Below are 16,060 nucleotides of genomic sequence, written 5' to 3'. Positions count from 1 at the left end.
TTAAACCCCGCTTTGTTGCGCTAGGCAAACCCACCTCCTTTTTATTCGCATGGGATATACTGAGCTTTTCCACGCCTGGTCGCGCCATGAACGATTCGATGATCGATTTTTCCTGCCAGCACGGCATCGCCCATATCACGCTCAACCGCCCTGCCGCTTTCAATGCCCTGAATACCGAGGGGATCATCCGACTCGCCGAAATCGCCAGCCAGCTATCGCATGACCGATCGCTGCGCGCGGTCATCATGACCGGCGCCGGCGACAAGGCATTCTGCGCTGGCGGCGATGTCGCGACCTTTGTCGAACAGGCGGATCGAGTTGGTGAGCTATTGCAGGCCATGACCGACCCGCTAAACCTCGCCATTACCCGCTTCATGCAATTATCGGCACCGGTTATCGCGGCAGTGAACGGCGTGGCGGCCGGCGTGGGACTGAGCCTGGTCGCCATGGCGGATTTGGCGATCGCCGTCGATGGCGCCCGCTTCAACACGGCCTACACCCAGATCGGGTACACCCCGGATGGCGGTTCGAGCTGGTTGTTGCCGCGACTCATCGGCCAACGTCGCGCCATGGAGCTGTATCTGACCAACCGCACCCTGTCCGCCGCCGAAGCGTCGGCATGGGGCTTAGTCAATCAAGTGGTCGCCGCCGACGCACTGGCCGACACGGTCGACACGCTAGCCCGGCGACTAGCCGATGGCCCCACCGGCAGCTTTGGCGGCGTCAAGCGCCTGATGCTGGAAAGCCAAGCCCAGCCGCTGGAAGTTCAACTGGCACTCGAGGCGCGCACCATCATCGCCCAGAGTCAGACGACCGAGGGCCGAGAAGGCGTGCGCGCCTTCGTCGAAAAACGTCCGGCTCGCTTTCGATCAGCTTAAAGCCATCCCGCCAGGCGCTTTGCAAGGCTGACGGTAGCCTATAGACTTGAGCCAACAACCTATCGGAAAGCGCCGAATGAAACGTCTATTGCCCGTCTTGCTGGCCTTTTTCTGCGTCGGTGCCAGCGCGCGAGCCCTGGTGCCGGACATCGCCATCACCAAGACCACCACACTGCAATACCTCTGCACGGGCGACAAATATAAATCGCTCAAGGTTCGCTATCTGTCCGGCCATAATGGCCAGAACTTCGCCTTACTGTCGCCTGCCGGCAAACCGCTGCTGTTCGTACAAACGCTGGCGGCTTCCGGTGCAAAATATCAGGCGGATCACTTCGTTTGGTGGACCAAGGGAGAGCAAGGCGATTTGTACGACATGATGCGCGGCCAGGATGGTGCGCCGATCGCCAGTTGTCATACCAACTAGGCGCGAACCCATGCTTATCGCGGCTAAAGAATCCATGGATTAGCGCAAGGGGCTACCTCCATGTTTTGGTCAAATGTCGTGCCGAATTTGGCCATGGAATAGGCAATACGGGCCAGCTTGCGCGCCAGGATGACATAAGCCGCGATAAACTCAATCGGTGCGACGCGGGCGCCAGAGGATATCCGGCCGGTCGGAGAGACGATTCAAGTGGCGGGCAAGCACGAACAGAAAATCGGACAGGCGGTTCAGATATTGCCGGGCCGACACCGACACCTCTGACGTCTCGGCCAACCCAACCACCGTGCGTTCGGCGCGTCGGCACACGGCCCGAGCTTGATGCGCCAACGCCGCCGCCCGCGTGCCACCCGGCAAAATAAATTCCTTGAGCATCGGTAGCTCGCGGTTGATGTCCTCGACCCAAGCCTCCAGAGTCAGCACCCGAGGCTCGCTCAGGGCCGAGAATCCCGGCACGGCGATCTCGGATCCCAGGTCGAATAGATCGTGCTGAATCTCGGTCAGCCATCCGGTCACATCGTCCGGCAGCGATTCGGCCATCAGCACGCCCACCAGACAATTGAGTTCGTCGACCTCGCCCAGCGCATGGATACGCAAGGCATCCTTGGAGACACGGCTGCCATCGCCCAAACCGGTGGTGCCGCCATCGCCAGTGCGGGTAACGATCCGAGACAAGCGATGCCCCATCAGTAGCGCTCCCCGCGGTCTTCCCGGCCCATTTCGGCAATCGCTTGGCGCAAGCTCTCACGCAAAGTCTCGCTGAACAGCATTTCGTAGTCCTCTTTCAACTGATGCATCACACCGGAGAGCATTTGCTTGCTTTGGTGATCGAGCGCGTCCTGCAGCCATAGCGACAACTCGACCTTCATGCGTGGCAGAATCTTGTCGTAGAGCGAGTCGATCAACATGGCCTCGTCGACCAAAGTGACGTAGGACTTGCGTACTGGCGGCAGGTTGAAGGTTTGCGGCGCGGGCGAAGAGGCCAAGCCGGCGACATTGATGATTTCGACTGGCCGCATTGAGGCGCCACTCACAGGCTCGGCAGCCTGGGTTGTAGGCGCCACGACCGGATCGGTCACGTCGGACGCAGGGAATGGCATCGCTTGTTCGCTCGCCTGTTTCAGCCGCTCTTGCGCCAATGTGCGCTCCGCGGCACGGATCAGGTCCTGAACGCTGGGGTCATTCTCTTCCGCCTCAGCCTCGGCCAGCGCTCGTCCACCTCCCAGCACACCACGCGGCAAACTATCGAGCGAGATCGAACGGAATGGTTCGCCACCGGTCGGCATTTCGGCGACGGAGGACTCCTCCAGCGACACCGGTTCGGGCGTCGGTTCGGCAGGCACGTCCTCCAGCACCGGCAAGTCGTCGAGCATCGGTGTGGATTCGACCACCACCGGTTCTTCCGGCGGCACCTCCGCCATCGCCTCGGGCTGTACATCCTCCAACACCGGCAAGTCGTCGAGCATCGGTGCGGCTTCGACCGCCACCGGTTCTTCCGGCGGCACCTCCGCCATCGCCTCGGGCTGTACATCCTCCAACACCGGCAAGTCGTCGAGCATCGGTGTGGCTTCGACCGCCACCGGTTCTTCCGGCGGCACCTCCGCCATCGGCTCGAACTGTACGTCCTCCAGCACCGGCAAGTCGTCGAGCATCGGAGTGGCTTCGACCGCCACCGGTTCTTCCGGCGGCACCTCCGCCATCGCCTCGGGCTGTACATCCTCCAACACCGGCAAGTCGTCGAGCATCGGTGCGGCTTCGACCGCCACCGGTTCTTCCGGCGGCACCTCCACCATCGGCTCGGGCTGCTCATCCTCCAACACCGGCAAGTCGTCGAGCATCGGTGCGGCTTCGACCGCCACCGGTTCTTCCGGCGGCACCTCCGCCATAGGCTCGAACTGTACGTCCTCCAGCACCGGCAAGTCGTCGAGCATCGGTGCGGCTTCGACCGCCACCGGTTCTTCCGGCGGCACCTCCACCATCGGCTCGGGCTGTTCATCCTCCAACACCGGCAAGTCGTCGAGCATCGGTGCGGCTTCAACCGCTACCGGTTCCTCCAACGGCACCTCTGCCATCGGCTCAAGGGGCGCATCGGATACCAGTTCGCGTACGACCGTGTCGTCCAGAACATCGTCCAACATCAATTCGGGAATCGCCGAAAGTTGCGACGCCAACTCGGGGGGCGGCGCATCTTGCGACAAGGTGTCTGCCGACGATGGTCCAGGCAAAACATCGTCAAGCGTCAGTTCGGGAATCAGCGTATCGGATTCCGATAGTGGCTCAGCATGCTGTTCGGACATGCCAGCCGCCTCTGCGATGTCGGCCCCGTCGAACTCCGCACGCGCTACCGTGGCATCGAGCTCGGAGACGCCGTGCTCCCCTCCGGCAACCGGTTCCAGCTCGAATACGAACTCGCTACCATCCGGTGCGACCTCGCCATCCAAGTCAAGAGAAGGCAACTGATCGAAGTCGATCGGCCCCTCACCGGGTGCAGCTTTCTCACCGACAACATCATCCAGCAACAGTTCCGGCGGGAATTCCAGAGGCGTTTCCTTCGGCGCACCTAGCGTATTGGCCATCCGATCCAGTTCGTCCGAAAAATCGAACTCAGGGATCTCGACGCCTTCGACTACCGCATCATCGTCCACATCGGTCAGGATCGGCAGATCGGCATCCTGCCAGTTCTGCGGATCGGGCTTGGGCTTCTTCGGCTCAGTCATATCATCGGTTGCTCATATCGTGATGTTCGATGGCGAACCCGTACTCCCGGTAAATCTTGAAACGCTCTCGTGCCATGGCCAGAGACGCCTCGTCGTTGCCGACGATCTCCAGAATGCGCTCGAATCGCTCTGGCGCGCTCGGCGCATCAGGGGACAAATTCAGCAGCACCGCAGGGCCATTCTCCTGGGGCGCTTCGGCGGTCAACCAAACGGGGGTCGCCGCCGATTCGGGCGCATCGCAACGGCAATGCGGCACGAAAGCCACGTCATCGAAGCTCCACAGACGGGTACTGAAATCGTTGAGCGCCGCCTCGCTTTCCAGCCAGACCAGCAAGCGCTCCCCCCTGTTATACACCGTTTGCGTCAATCGACAGGCGAACAGTGCCGGCGCGTCGACCCGCGTATAGAAATCAATCCGCGTCATCTTCGGCCGGTTCGGTGACTTCACGACGCGGGCGACCACGGCGCACCACATTGCCCAAGGCAATGTCCGCCCGGTCTTGCAAGAACTGCACCAACAGCGGCACAGGCCGGCCGGTGGCCCCCTTGTCCTTACCGCCCCTCGATGCCGTGCCGGCGATATCCAGATGCGCCCAATCGTAGCCCTTGGCAAATCGCGACAAGAAGCAGGCCGCCGTCACGCTGCCCGCCGGACGGCCGCCGATATTGGCCATATCGGCAAATGGGCTCTTGAGCTGCTCCTGATACTCTTCCCACATCGGCATATGCCAGGCGCGGTCGCCCACTTCTTCGCCGGCGGCAAACAACTCGCGAGCCAGCGCATCCTGATTGCTGTATAGCGCGGTGGCGACGTGGCCAAGCGCAATCACGCACGCACCGGTCAAGGTAGCGACATCGACGACGCAGCTGGGATTGAAGCGCTCAACGTAAGTCAACGCATCGCACAAGATCAACCGGCCTTCAGCATCGGTATTGAGCACTTCGATGGTCTGACCCGACATCGAGGTGACGATATCGCCGGGCTTGACGGCATCGCCGGATGGCATGTTTTCGCAGGTCGGCACCACGGTAATCAAATTGATCGGCAGCTTCATTTCGACTGCCGCCTTGAAGGCCCCCAGCACCGAGGCGGCGCCGCACATGTCGAACTTCATTTCGTCCATGCCTTCGCCGGGCTTGAGCGAGATACCGCCGGAGTCAAAGGTAATTCCCTTGCCGACCAACACGACCGGAGCGTCGTTACGATCCTTGGCGCCCCAATGCTTGAGCACGATCAGGCGCGGGTCTTGCACGCTGCCCTTGGCGACCGACAGGAACGACCCCATGCCCAACGCCTCGATGGCGGCACGATCGAGAATATCGGCCTCGGCGCCCAGCGCCTGCGCCATATCGCGTGCTTCGTCGGCCAAGTAGGACGGCGTGCAGACGTTACCCGGCAGGTTGCCGAGATCCTTGGCCAGCGTCATGCCCGCGCTAATTGCCAGACCGCGTGCCAGGCCTTTTTCGCCATCGGCCAGATCGCTACGGCGAGGAACCGCCAACGTCAGTTTGCGCGGACCGCGCAAGGGATCGTCGACCTTACTCTTGAAACGGTCGAAGCGATAAAGCGTATCCAGGGTCACGACCGTAGCCTGCTCGACCATCCACTCGACTTCGTGCTTTTTGACCGGCAACTCGCTCAGATAACTGACCGCCTCGTTGGCGGAAGTTTGCGCCAAGGCGCGAATCGAAGCGCGAATGGCCTCGCGGTATTCTTTGGCGCGGAATTCGCGTTCCTTGCCGAGACCGACCAGCATCACCCTATCGCATAGCGCATGCGGCACCGAATGCAGCACCAGGGTACTGCCGAGTTTGCCTTCCATATCACCGCGTCGGATGACGTCGCTGACAAACCCATTGGAAATACGGTCGAGCAAATCGGCCGCCAGCGTCAGCTTGCGAGACTCGTAAACACCGACGATCACGCAGGCCACGCGCTGTTTTTCCGGGCTTCCGCTTTTTATGTTAAATTCCATTCTATACTCCCGTTGTTATCGCGTGTCAGCCACCCAACTCGGCCGCGAAGATGGCATCGGCCCATCACGAGTGAAGGCGGATATTTCAGTTTCCGACATGCCTGGAAATTGCATATCAGTATTTTCGATTTGAATTATCACTACGCTAGTCACAAAAAGTCAAAAAAGGCACATCATCCATGGTTTTTTTCAAAAGCCTGACTCGCGAACTGACTTTGAACGCAGTCGGTGTTTTTGTCGTCCTATTGGCGATTCTGGTTTCCACTCAAGCAATCAACCTGCTCGGCCGTGCCGCCGAAGGACAGATTGCCAACGACGCAGTGGCCGCCCTGATTGGCTTCTGGGCTCTTGGCCTGTTTCCGGTTCCGCTCATTCTCACGGTATTCATCAGCACCCTGGTGGCCCTGACTCGGCTTTGGCGCGACCAGGAAATGCAGGTCTGGCTCGCAGCCGGGCTGTCGCAAAAAAGTCTCCTCGGCCCGGTACTTCGCTTCGCCGTACCGCTATCGATCCTCGTTGCAGTGGTTGCGCTGGGTATCGCGCCCTGGGCGGATCAGCGCAGCCAAGTCTATGCCGATCAACTGAAACAGCGCGAAGACATCTCGGCCATCTCCCCCGGCGTATTCAAGGAGTCGTCCGACGCCAACCGCGTTTATTTTGTCGAAAACTATGCAGGCCAAAACGGAAGTGCAAAGAATATTTTTTTCCAAGACCTGACAGATGGGAAAATTTCGACAATCCTCGCCAAGAGCGGCCATTTGACGTCCGACGACCTCAATCAGCGAATTATCGTTTTGGAAGACGGCAACCGCTATGTCGGCTCGCCGGGGCACGCCGACTTCGACGTTACCGCCTTCAAGCGCTATTCGGTGGTCATCGGCAAGGATCATGAACTGGTGGCGGCTCCGCGCTCGCGCCAGTCCCAACCCACGCCGCTTTTGCTCGCCCAACTGGACGACCCAAGCGCACGCGCGGAGCTCGCCTGGCGTCTTTCGCTGCCGCTCAGTTGCCTTGTCCTGGCGATCCTGGCCATACCGCTGGCCTACACCAATCCCCGCTCGGGTGGGCACACCTTCAACCTGATCGCTGCGTTGTTGAGCTATTTCGCCTATCAAAACGGCCTGACCTTGGTGCGCAACGGCATTCTGCACAACTCGCTGCCGGCCTGGAGCATCCTCTTCGTTCACCTGGCCGTACTGGCGTTGGCAATGTTCGGTCTGTATTACCGCGACCGCCCTGTGCAACCGGTATTGAAAACCCTAGGTTCGTTCTTTGGAAAGAAAGCCTGAGTCATGCGACTGATTTCTCGTTACATGCTATCGCAGCTGACCAGCGCGACGCTTTACACCCTGCTGGCGCTTTTGGCGCTGTACGGCTTTTTCGACATCATCCAGGAAATGCCGCGCGTCGGGCAGAACAGCTACGACATGCAGACCATGCTCACTTACGTGGCGCTATTGGTGCCGGGGCATTGCTACGAACTACTGCCACTGGCGGTGTTGATCGGCGTGTTGGTCGCCATGACGCAATTGGTGACGCATAGCGAATACACGATCATCCGCACCAGCGGCGTCACCTTGATGAAAATTGCCAGCTTGCTATTTGGATTCGGCCTGGTCTGCGCAATCATCACGCTCTTCCTTGGCGAATTCGGCGCGCCGCGGGCGCAGCAGAAGGCCGAACAGCTCAAATTGGCGGCAACACGTTCGCTGGTGGCGCAAGAGTTTCACTCCGGCATCTGGGTCAAAGACAACAGCAATTTCATCAATGTGCGCGAAATGCTGCCCGACTCGACCTTGCTCGGCATCCATGTCTACACCTATGACAGTCAGTACCGCCTGATCAGCACCAGCCAAGCCGAGCGCGGCATCTACGATCCGCAGGACAAACTCTGGCGACTCTCCGATATCGATGTAACCGAGTTTGCGCCCGACCACGTCACCACACGCCACAAGGATCGGCTCGACTGGCGTTCGGTCATCGAGCCGGCGATCCTCAACGTTCTGCTGGTCGTGCCGGAACAGATGTCGGCACTCAATCTGATCACCTACATCCAGCATTTGCGTGACAACAACCAAAAGACGCAGCGCTATGAAATTGCCATGTGGGGCAAGCTATTCTACCCGCTGGCATGTATCTCGATGGCGCTGGTGGCTCTCGCTTTCACACCCAAGCAACGGCGCCACGGACAACTGGGTTTGCGCCTGTTCGCCGGCATTTGCATCGGTGTCACCTTCCACTTCACCAACCGGTTGTTCGGCTATCTTGGACTGCTGCACGATTGGAACCCGGCGCTATCCGCCACGCTGCCGACACTGCTGTTCCTCCTCGCCGGCATCGCACTGATCGCCCGACAAGAGACGCGCTAATGAGCGACGACGACCTGGCTCTGGCGCGCCACTGGCGCAATGAATTAAAAGCGCGCCGCCAGGCGTTGGCCGACAGCTATCGCGAAGATCGCGACCCGCACACCTACCTCACCCGCCATTGCGCCGAGGTCGACCGCGCCATCGCGGCACTGTGGCACGGGCTCGGTTTCGGCGAACAAGCCACCTTGATCGCGGTCGGCGGTTACGGCCGCGGTCAGCTGTTCCCGTGCTCGGACATTGACGTTCTGGTTCTGCTGCCACCGGACGCGGCGCCGGCGCTGACCGAACGTGTCGCCCGGCTGATCGGCATGATGTGGGACATCGGCCTGGAGGTCGGGCACAGCGTGCGCACGCAGGCCGAATGCCTGAGCGAGGCCGCCGCCGACATCACCGTCGAAACCAATATGCTGGAAAAGCGGCCGATAGCCGGCGACCGGCTCGCCTTCGAGGCACTGGCCACCGCTCTCGACAACCAGAGAGATCCGCTGGCCTTCTTCGAAGGCAAAACGCTGGAGCAGCAACAGCGCCACAATCGTTTCTTTGGCGTCACCAACAACCTGGAACCCAATCTCAAGGAAAGCCCAGGCGGCCTGCGCGACTTACAGACGCTGCTCTGGATCAGCAAAGCGATCGGACTGGGCGACGACTGGGACGCGCTGGTCGCGCGCCGTATCCTGACACCGGCCGAGGCGAGGCTGATCAAGCACGGCGAGCGTCAACTGCAGCGACTGAGAATTTTTCTGCACCTGTTGGCGCGCCGGCGCGAAGACCGGCTGATCTTCGACCTGCAACAGCAACTGGGGCAGGCGTTCGGCTTACCAGACAGCACTGTGCTGCGCGCCAGCGAACAGGTCATGCAGCTCTACTACCGTGCCGCGCGCACGGTTACCCAGCTCAACGGCATCCTGCTGCCCAACCTGCGCGGACGCATCTACTCGCAAGTACCTCGCATCACCCAAGTGCTCAACGACCATTTCTACTCGGTCAACGGCATGCTCGGCATCCGCCGCCCGGACGTTTTCGATATCGAGCCATCGGCGATCCTCGAAGCTTTCCTGATGCTGCAGCTACACCCCGAGCTAACCGGTTTCGCACCGCGCATGCTGCGCGCTTTGTGGCACGCGCGAGCCAAGATCAACGAGCGATTCCGTCAGGATCCGGTCAATCGGCAGTTATTCATGCAGATCATGCGCCACCCCGGCCTGACACGCGGTTTGCGCCGTATGAACCTATACGGCGTGCTGGGCAAGTACTTGCCGGCCTTCGGCAAGATCGTCGGCCAGATGCAGCACGACCTGTTCCACGTCTACACCGTCGACGAACATATCCTGATGGTGGTGCGTAATCTGCGACGCTTCGCCATCAGCGCCTTCAACCACGAATACCCATTCCTATCGCGACTGATCAACGATTTCGAACGCCCCGAGACGCTCTACATCGCCGGGCTATTCCACGACATCGCCAAGGGTCGTGGCGGCGACCATTCGCAACTCGGCATGGACGATGCGCGCGAGTTCTGCGAACGACACGCGTTGCCGGCCGAGGATACCGAACTGGTCGTCTGGCTGACCGCCCAACACCTGACCATGTCGCATATCGCGCAAAAACAGGACATCTACGACCCGGAGACCGTCCAGCGCTTCGCCGAACTGGTCGGCACGCCGCGCCGCCTGTGCGCGCTCTACTTGCTGACCGTGGCGGACATTCGCGGCACCAGTCCGAAGGTATGGAACGCCTGGAAGGCCAAATTGCTGGAAGACCTCTATCTGGCGACCCTGAAGGTATTGAAAAACGGTGGAGCGGTCGACATGCGCTCCGAGCTGGAGGCGCGCAAGCAGCAGGCTCGCACGCTGCTGCGCCTGTATGCCGTACCGGACGGCGCGGAAGAGAGGCTCTGGTCGCGACTCGACATTGTCTATTTCCTGCGTCACGAAGCACGCGAGATCGCCTGGCACGCCCGGATACTGAACCGTATCGTCGACAACCGCGAACCGGTGGTGCGCGCCCGGCTTTCGGACGACAAGGAGGGGATCCAGGTATTGGTCTACACACCGGATCAGGCGGCATTGTTCGCACGCATCTGCGCCTTCTTCGGACGCACGCACTATAGCATCGCCGATGCCAAGATCTACACGACGACCAATGGCTACGCCCTAGACACTTTCCACGTGTTCATCCCGGAGAATCATGACGACAATTATCGCGACATGATCAACTTCATCGAGTTCGAGCTGGCAGCGAGCCTGCGCCGCACCGACCCGATCGAACCGCCGGGAGAGGGGCGCATCAACCGCCATCTCAAACACTTCCCGATCACCCCGCAAGTGCAAATCCGACCCGACGACAAGGCCAACTACTTCGTGCTATCGATCGTCGCCGGCGACCGCCAGGGCTTATTGGCGCGCATCGCCGCCGTCCTGGCCGAGCACCAGCTGGTCGTGCACTCGGCCAAGATCATGACCCTGGGCAGCCGCGCCGAGGACTCCTTCCTCGTCACCGGCCCAGGGCTGACAGACGACAAGACCGTGGTCGCACTGGAGTCCCAGCTGTTTAACGCATTGAGAATTTAGGAAACCGCCATGTCCTTGCCGCGCCTCTTCGCCCTGCTCCCGCTCTTAGCCCTGCCGGCGGGCGCGTTCGCCACCCCGCAGACCGAAACCCTGGTATTTCTGCGACATGCGGAAAAGCAGCCCGACGACCTGGGCCAGCTGACCTGCCAGGGGCTCAATCGCGCACTGGCACTGCCGCCACGGCTGAAGACCCTGTTCGGCAATCCGGACTACCTGTTCGCCCCCAATCCGGGCGTACCCAACCACGGCTTCAACTACATCCGCCCATTGGCCACCATCGAGCCCACCGCGATCCAGTTACGCATGCCAGTCAATACGCACTACGGCTACGACGATCTGGACGGACTAATGGGAGAGCTCGACCAGCCGCGTTACCGGCAATCGATGGTCTGGATCGCCTGGGAGCACAACATGATCGAGAAGCTGCTCAAGCGGATGGCGGCACGCTATCCCACTTCGGGAATCGAAATCGACAAATGGCCAGGCAAGGAATTCGACCGCCTCGCCGTGGTTACGCTAACGCGCGACGGCAACACGGTACGGATGGGTTATCGCATACAGCAGCAGAATCTCAACGGTATGGCGGAGACCTGTCCGTAGGGTGCGTTCGCGAAGCAACGCACCAACTCGCTGCGCGATTTAGTTCGGTAGGGTGCGATCGCGCAGCATCGCACCGGCAACGCCCCTAATCCCACTCGTCGAACAGCCGGCCGGTACGGCCGGTCTGCGATTGACAGGCGATCTGCAGCGCGCGATTGATCGCCTCTTTCTTGCTCACTCCCCACCACTCGATCATCTTCTCCAACGCGCGCTGAGCATCGCGCGTCAGCTCCACCGTCACGGACAGCTCTTGCAGGCGATTACGCCGTTGCTCGCGACTGCGGCGCTTGCGTTCGGCCACGGTCATGGCACGCGCGCCCAGGGGCTTGCGTCCGGGCTTTTTACGCACGCCGCCGATCAAATCGAAGGTGTAGTGGTCGCAGGGGTCTTTCATGCAGCAATCAGGGATCGACGGAAAGGGCCGCAAGCATAGCATAGACACGGGTTTCCGTCATGAAGTACCCCCATAGATTACCTAATTTATTTGGCCAATGTACTCGTGACAGCAGGCGCGGCTTTAGCCGCGCCTACAAGCAAATATGAAAACGCCCCGGAACCTGGCGTAAATCACCGGTTACCGGGGCGCGGCGCCGACAAGCGGCGCGGGGTCAGTCTTTTTCGGCGCGAACGGCCTTGCGGCGATCATGCTCCTGCAGGAAGCGCTTACGCAGGCGGATGTTCTGCGGCGTGATTTCCACCAACTCGTCGTCATCGATGAACTCGACCGCCGACTCCAGCGTCAGCTTGATCGGCGTGGTCAGGCGTACGGCTTCGTCGGTACCGGAGGCGCGCACGTTGGTCAGCTTCTTGCCCTTGAGCGGGTTGACCACCAGGTCGTTGTCGCGCGAGTGGATACCGATGATCATGCCCTCGTACAGCTTGTCGCCCGGGCTGACGAACATGCGACCGCGATCTTCCAGATTCCACAAGGCATAAGCGACGGCATCGCCGGTGTCCTGCGAGATCAGCACGCCGTTGTGACGCCCCGGCATATCCGGCTTGACCGGCGCGTAATCGTCGAACACGTGCGACATCAGACCGGTACCGCGGGTCATGGTCAGGAAGTCGCCCTGGAAGCCGATCAGGCCGCGTGCGGGGATATGGTATTCCAGGCGGGTACGACCCTTGCCGTCGGACTCCATGTTCTGCAGCTCGCCACGACGACGACCCAGCTCTTCCATCACCGCGCCTTGATGGCCGTCTTCCAGATCGATGGTCAGGTTTTCATACGGCTCGCATCTTTCACCGTTGACTTCTTTGAAGACCACGCGCGGCTTGCCGACGGCCATTTCGAAGCCTTCGCGGCGCATATTTTCCAACAAAATCGTCAGATGCAATTCGCCACGACCGGAAACGCGGAACACGTCGGCATCTTCGGTGTCTTCGACGCGCAGCGCCACGTTAGTCAGCAATTCCTTGGTCAGGCGATCGCGGATCTGACGGCTGGTGACGAACTTGCCTTCCAGGCCGGCCAGCGGCGAGGTGTTGACCATGATGTCCATGGTCAGCGTCGGTTCGTCGACCGTCAGCATCGGCAGGCCGACAGGATTGTCGCGATCGGCGATGGTCACGCCGATACCGATATCTTCCAGGCCGGAGATGATCACAATATCGCCGGCGCCAGCTTCCTCGACCGGAACGCGTTCGAGGCCCTTGAAGCCCAGCACCTGGTTGATGCGACCCTGGCCGACTTGGTTCTCGTGATTCATGACCGCCACGACCTGGCCTGGGCGGACCTTGCCGTTGAGCACACGACCCACGCCAAGGCGGCCGGTATAGGTCGAATAGTCGAGAGCGGAAATCTGCAATTGCAGCGGCGCGTCGACATCGCCGGAGGGCAGCGGCACGTTCTGCAGCACCACATCGAACAGCGGACGCATATCCGGCGACTCGTTGGCCAAGTCGAGCGTGGCATAGCCGTTCAACGCCGAAGCGTAGATCACCGGGAAATCGAGCTGCTCGTCGGTTGCGCCCAGCTTATCGAACAGATCGAATGTCTGATCCACCACCCAATCCGGACGCGCGCCCGGACGGTCGACCTTATTGACCACCACGATCGGGCGCAAACCCAGGGCCAGTGCTTTTTTGGTCACGAAGCGGGTTTGCGGCATCGGGCCTTCCACGGCATCGACCAGCAACAGCACGCCATCCACCATGCCCAACACGCGCTCGACCTCGCCGCCGAAATCGGCGTGTCCCGGGGTGTCGACGATGTTGATGTGCACACCCTCGTACTCAATAGAGGTGTTCTTTGCCAGAATAGTGATGCCCCGCTCTTTTTCGAGGTCATTGCTATCCATGACACGTTCGGCGACATGCTGATTTTCGCGGAAAGTGCCGGCTTGGTGGAGAAGCTTATCGACCAGGGTAGTCTTGCCGTGGTCGACGTGCGCGATAATTGCGATGTTGCGGATCTGACGAATCATTGAACTCTGCCGGAAATAATAAGCGGGAAAAACGTAATATTTTAGCACAGGGAACGTTACAACAGCACTATGACTTTCGGCGCAAAAGCGGCTAAACTGCGCGCCATCTATATCAGGAGTTGACGATGTACGACTGGAACACCCTCTGGCACACGCATCAAGGCTATCGCACCGGCTACGCCGCCGGCCAGGAAGACATCAACCAACTGGCGGGCGAATTAAACGCTCAACTGGTCAAACCAGCCGCGCATCAAAGCGATGTCGCGGTCTACGACCAGGGCGACCAGTTCCTGCTATTGGGCCACGACCATGGCTTACAACTACTAAGCCTGGCCAAGCATGCGCTCTACGACATTCAGGTGCGATTCCTGCCGGATAGCGCCGCGGAACCCTGCGTCGAAGTCCATGTACGCAATCTGGCCACACAAGAAGAAGACAGCTGGCGCGCACCGGTACGTCGCGACGAACAGGGGCAAGTCTGGCTCGGCAAACGCTTGCTGGCGGAAGGCACCATGCCGCCCATGCCGTTCGACGGCCTGTCTTTCACCGACAACGCCCGCTTCCGCGACCTGCTCTACAGCGCCTGGCAGCACGCACTGCCGCGGTTGACCCAGGAAATCTCCGGCTGGCGCCCCGGCGCGGCCATTGCCGCGCGCAGTCAGGCCCGTTATCAGGCACTCATGCGCTTCGAGCAAGCCCGCCTTGCCTTACGCTTTGGCGACACCGCGCGCCAGCGGCTGAGCCTGGCGCTGGCCGATAGCGACTTCGACGAGGCGAGCGATTGCCGCGGGCTGTGGCTCCACGTCGAAAAGTGGTGGCTCGATCATGCCCCCGAAGAGGATATGAGCGAGCTCATCGCGGCGCTGCGCGCGCTCGATTACGCCGGCGAAATCGCACTCGTGGAGTGGCTGAAGAAATAAGCCTCGGACACTAAAACCGCAACGAATCCTCTAGCCCAAAAAAACGGGCGACTGTTTTCAGTCGCCCCCATCTCATCCGAACCAGGTCATTCGAGAAGCCTTACAGGCCTCCCAAGCACAATGTACAACAAAGCAAATACATTGTCATCAATTCATAAACGTCATTCCATTTGAAGCATAATTTTGCCCAGGTTACGATTGCTTTCCATGTGCAGATGCGCGCCCGCCACCGCAGCCAGCGGATAGACGGAATCGATCGTCACGTTGACAAGCCCCGACGCCTGCGCCGACAGAACATGCTCGACAATGGCCGCCGCCAGACGCGCCTTGACCTCCAGCGGCTGCGGCCGCAGCGTCGACCCTCGTAGCGTCAAACGCTTCATCAGCACCTGCGCCAAATTGAGCGCCGACTGCGCTCCGCCCATGACGCCAATAAAAATCAAGCGGCCATCCGGATTCAGGCAGGCGATATTTTCCGCCAGATAGGAGCCGCCGACCGGATCGAGAATCAGATCCACCCCACCCCACTGCCGCACCATGGGCGAAAAACGATCCAAATCGCGCCAGTTGTAAACTTGCTCCGCGCCGAGCCGGCGGCAGAAATCCATTTTGTCCGCAGAGCCCGCGCTCGCGAAGACAGAAAGCCCCAATAGCCGCGCCAACTGAATGGCCGCCGCCCCGACCCCGCTCGCGCCGGCATGGATCAGCACGCGCTCGCCTTCCACCACCCGGCCGATTTCGACCAGATTGAACCAGGCGGTCATCCAGGCCTCGGGCAAACTGGCCGCCTCGACCCAGGACAGCCTCTCGGGCTTCGGCATAGCCAGCGCCGAATCGAGCACCGCGTATTCGGCATAGGCGCCACCGGGCACCAAGCCGAACACCGCGTCGCCGACCTTGAAATGCGAACTGCCGCGCACCTCCTCAACAATGCCAGCCACCTCGAGTCCGAGGATCGGCGACGCCCCGGGCGGCGCCGGATAATGGCCCTCGCGCTGTACGATGTCGGCACGATTGACACCGGCCGCCATGACGCGAACCAGCAATTGGCCCTCATGGGGGATAGGGCGCTCGACGACATCGAGCCGCAAGGTATCCACGCCGCCGGGCGCGGACTGGACAATCGCTTTCATGGACATAGTAATCTCGTTCGCGGCATGCGGCC

14 protein-coding genes are annotated in these 16,060 nt (G+C 60.7%); 7 read left to right on the top strand and 7 right to left on the bottom strand.

Annotated elements, in window-relative coordinates:
• The first annotated feature begins 86 nt into the window (after window positions 1-86).
• Together DFP86_RS17810 and DFP86_RS17805 are read left to right on the top strand one after the other, a co-directional pair.
• Window positions 87-878, top strand: a complete 792-nt coding sequence (locus DFP86_RS17810; protein WP_133683807.1) for an enoyl-CoA hydratase/isomerase family protein — start codon at window positions 87-89, stop codon at window positions 876-878.
• A 76-nt stretch (window positions 879-954) separates the two neighbouring features.
• Window positions 955-1,302, top strand: coding sequence for an MliC family protein (locus DFP86_RS17805; protein ID WP_133683805.1), 348 nt, complete (start codon window positions 955-957; stop codon window positions 1,300-1,302).
• Between the two features lie 150 nt (window positions 1,303-1,452).
• Here the strand turns inward: DFP86_RS17805 and DFP86_RS17800 are convergent, their stop codons facing one another.
• The 4 genes from DFP86_RS17800 to DFP86_RS17785 are packed head-to-tail and all read right to left on the bottom strand — an operon-like array spanning window position 1,453 to window position 6,010.
• Window positions 1,453-1,992 carry a cob(I)yrinic acid a,c-diamide adenosyltransferase gene (locus tag DFP86_RS17800; protein ID WP_424991641.1) on the bottom strand — a complete coding sequence of 180 codons (540 nt, stop codon included), beginning with the start codon at window positions 1,990-1,992 and terminating at the stop codon, window positions 1,453-1,455.
• Window positions 1,993-2,003: 11 nt separating this feature from the next.
• Window positions 2,004-4,034 carry a hypothetical protein gene (locus tag DFP86_RS17795; protein WP_133683801.1) on the bottom strand — a complete coding sequence of 677 codons (2,031 nt, stop codon included), beginning with the start codon at window positions 4,032-4,034 and terminating at the stop codon, window positions 2,004-2,006.
• A gap of 1 nt (window position 4,035) precedes the next feature.
• Window positions 4,036-4,458 carry a DNA polymerase III subunit chi gene (locus tag DFP86_RS17790; RefSeq protein ID WP_133683799.1) on the bottom strand — a complete coding sequence of 141 codons (423 nt, stop codon included), beginning with the start codon at window positions 4,456-4,458 and terminating at the stop codon, window positions 4,036-4,038.
• Entirely contained in the window at window positions 4,445-6,010 is a 1,566-nt protein-coding gene (locus DFP86_RS17785; protein WP_133683797.1) for a leucyl aminopeptidase, read from the bottom strand. Before DFP86_RS17785 ends, DFP86_RS17790 begins: the two co-directional genes overlap by 14 nt.
• Window positions 6,011-6,189: 179 nt before the next feature.
• Here DFP86_RS17785 and lptF point away from each other — a divergent pair, with 179 nt between their 5' ends.
• Genes lptF through DFP86_RS17765 form a run of 4 tightly spaced genes read left to right on the top strand, consistent with a single transcriptional unit; the run spans window position 6,190 to window position 11,549 of the window.
• The gene (gene lptF / locus DFP86_RS17780; protein WP_133683795.1) at window positions 6,190-7,299 is read left to right on the top strand and encodes an LPS export ABC transporter permease LptF; all 1,110 of its coding nucleotides are present in this window, start codon (window positions 6,190-6,192) and stop codon (window positions 7,297-7,299) included.
• Between the two features lie 3 nt (window positions 7,300-7,302).
• A complete protein-coding gene (gene lptG / locus DFP86_RS17775; protein ID WP_133683793.1) occupies window positions 7,303-8,379 on the top strand; it encodes an LPS export ABC transporter permease LptG in 1,077 nt (358 codons plus the stop codon).
• Window positions 8,379-10,949: a [protein-PII] uridylyltransferase gene (locus tag DFP86_RS17770; protein WP_133683791.1), complete on the top strand. Its 2,571-nt coding sequence runs from the start codon at window positions 8,379-8,381 to the stop codon at window positions 10,947-10,949. Before lptG ends, DFP86_RS17770 begins: the two co-directional genes overlap by 1 nt.
• 9 nt (window positions 10,950-10,958) lie before the next feature.
• Window positions 10,959-11,549 carry a hypothetical protein gene (locus DFP86_RS17765; RefSeq protein WP_133683789.1) on the top strand — a complete coding sequence of 197 codons (591 nt, stop codon included), beginning with the start codon at window positions 10,959-10,961 and terminating at the stop codon, window positions 11,547-11,549.
• A gap of 85 nt (window positions 11,550-11,634) precedes the next feature.
• Here the strand turns inward: DFP86_RS17765 and DFP86_RS17760 are convergent, their stop codons facing one another.
• Window positions 11,635-11,943 (bottom strand): hypothetical protein, encoded by a 309-nt coding sequence (locus DFP86_RS17760; protein WP_133683787.1) that lies wholly within the window; start codon window positions 11,941-11,943, stop codon window positions 11,635-11,637.
• 214 nt (window positions 11,944-12,157) lie between these two features.
• The gene (gene typA / locus DFP86_RS17755) at window positions 12,158-13,972 is read right to left on the bottom strand and encodes a translational GTPase TypA (RefSeq protein WP_208108388.1); all 1,815 of its coding nucleotides are present in this window, start codon (window positions 13,970-13,972) and stop codon (window positions 12,158-12,160) included.
• 128 nt (window positions 13,973-14,100) lie between these two features.
• Here typA and DFP86_RS17750 point away from each other — a divergent pair, with 128 nt between their 5' ends.
• Window positions 14,101-14,895, top strand: coding sequence for a hypothetical protein (locus DFP86_RS17750; RefSeq protein WP_133683783.1), 795 nt, complete (start codon window positions 14,101-14,103; stop codon window positions 14,893-14,895).
• 161 nt (window positions 14,896-15,056) lie between these two features.
• Here the strand turns inward: DFP86_RS17750 and DFP86_RS17745 are convergent, their stop codons facing one another.
• The gene (locus DFP86_RS17745; protein WP_243729438.1) at window positions 15,057-16,028 is read right to left on the bottom strand and encodes an NAD(P)H-quinone oxidoreductase; all 972 of its coding nucleotides are present in this window, start codon (window positions 16,026-16,028) and stop codon (window positions 15,057-15,059) included.
• Window positions 16,029-16,060 lie beyond the last annotated feature (32 nt).

The sequence above is a fragment of the Paludibacterium purpuratum genome, assembly GCF_004363805.1.
In the GTDB taxonomy this organism is placed as follows: Bacteria; Pseudomonadota; Gammaproteobacteria; order Burkholderiales; family Chromobacteriaceae; genus Paludibacterium; species Paludibacterium purpuratum.
The sequence above is the reverse complement of the archived record's forward strand: the minus strand, read 5'-3'. Positions and strand labels throughout refer to the sequence as shown.

Bases quoted from the DNA above. Each gene is read 5' to 3' on its own strand.
- DFP86_RS17805 (WP_133683805.1), top strand. From the start codon at position 955: ATGAAACGTCTATTGCCCGTCTTGCTGGCCTTTTTCTGCGTCGGTGCC.
- DFP86_RS17785 (WP_133683797.1), bottom strand. From the start codon at position 6,010: ATGGAATTTAACATAAAAAGCGGAAGCCCGGAAAAACAGCGCGTGGCC.
- DFP86_RS17750 (WP_133683783.1), top strand. From the start codon at position 14,101: ATGTACGACTGGAACACCCTCTGGCACACGCATCAAGGCTATCGCACC.
- DFP86_RS17745 (WP_243729438.1), bottom strand. From the start codon at position 16,028: ATGAAAGCGATTGTCCAGTCCGCGCCCGGCGGCGTGGATACCTTGCGG.
- lptF (WP_133683795.1), top strand. From the start codon at position 6,190: ATGGTTTTTTTCAAAAGCCTGACTCGCGAACTGACTTTGAACGCAGTC.
- DFP86_RS17770 (WP_133683791.1), top strand. From the start codon at position 8,379: ATGAGCGACGACGACCTGGCTCTGGCGCGCCACTGGCGCAATGAATTA.
- DFP86_RS17790 (WP_133683799.1), bottom strand. From the start codon at position 4,458: ATGACGCGGATTGATTTCTATACGCGGGTCGACGCGCCGGCACTGTTC.
- DFP86_RS17760 (WP_133683787.1), bottom strand. From the start codon at position 11,943: ATGAAAGACCCCTGCGACCACTACACCTTCGATTTGATCGGCGGCGTG.
- DFP86_RS17765 (WP_133683789.1), top strand. From the start codon at position 10,959: ATGTCCTTGCCGCGCCTCTTCGCCCTGCTCCCGCTCTTAGCCCTGCCG.
- lptG (WP_133683793.1), top strand. From the start codon at position 7,303: ATGCGACTGATTTCTCGTTACATGCTATCGCAGCTGACCAGCGCGACG.
- DFP86_RS17795 (WP_133683801.1), bottom strand. From the start codon at position 4,034: ATGACTGAGCCGAAGAAGCCCAAGCCCGATCCGCAGAACTGGCAGGAT.
- DFP86_RS17810 (WP_133683807.1), top strand. From the start codon at position 87: ATGAACGATTCGATGATCGATTTTTCCTGCCAGCACGGCATCGCCCAT.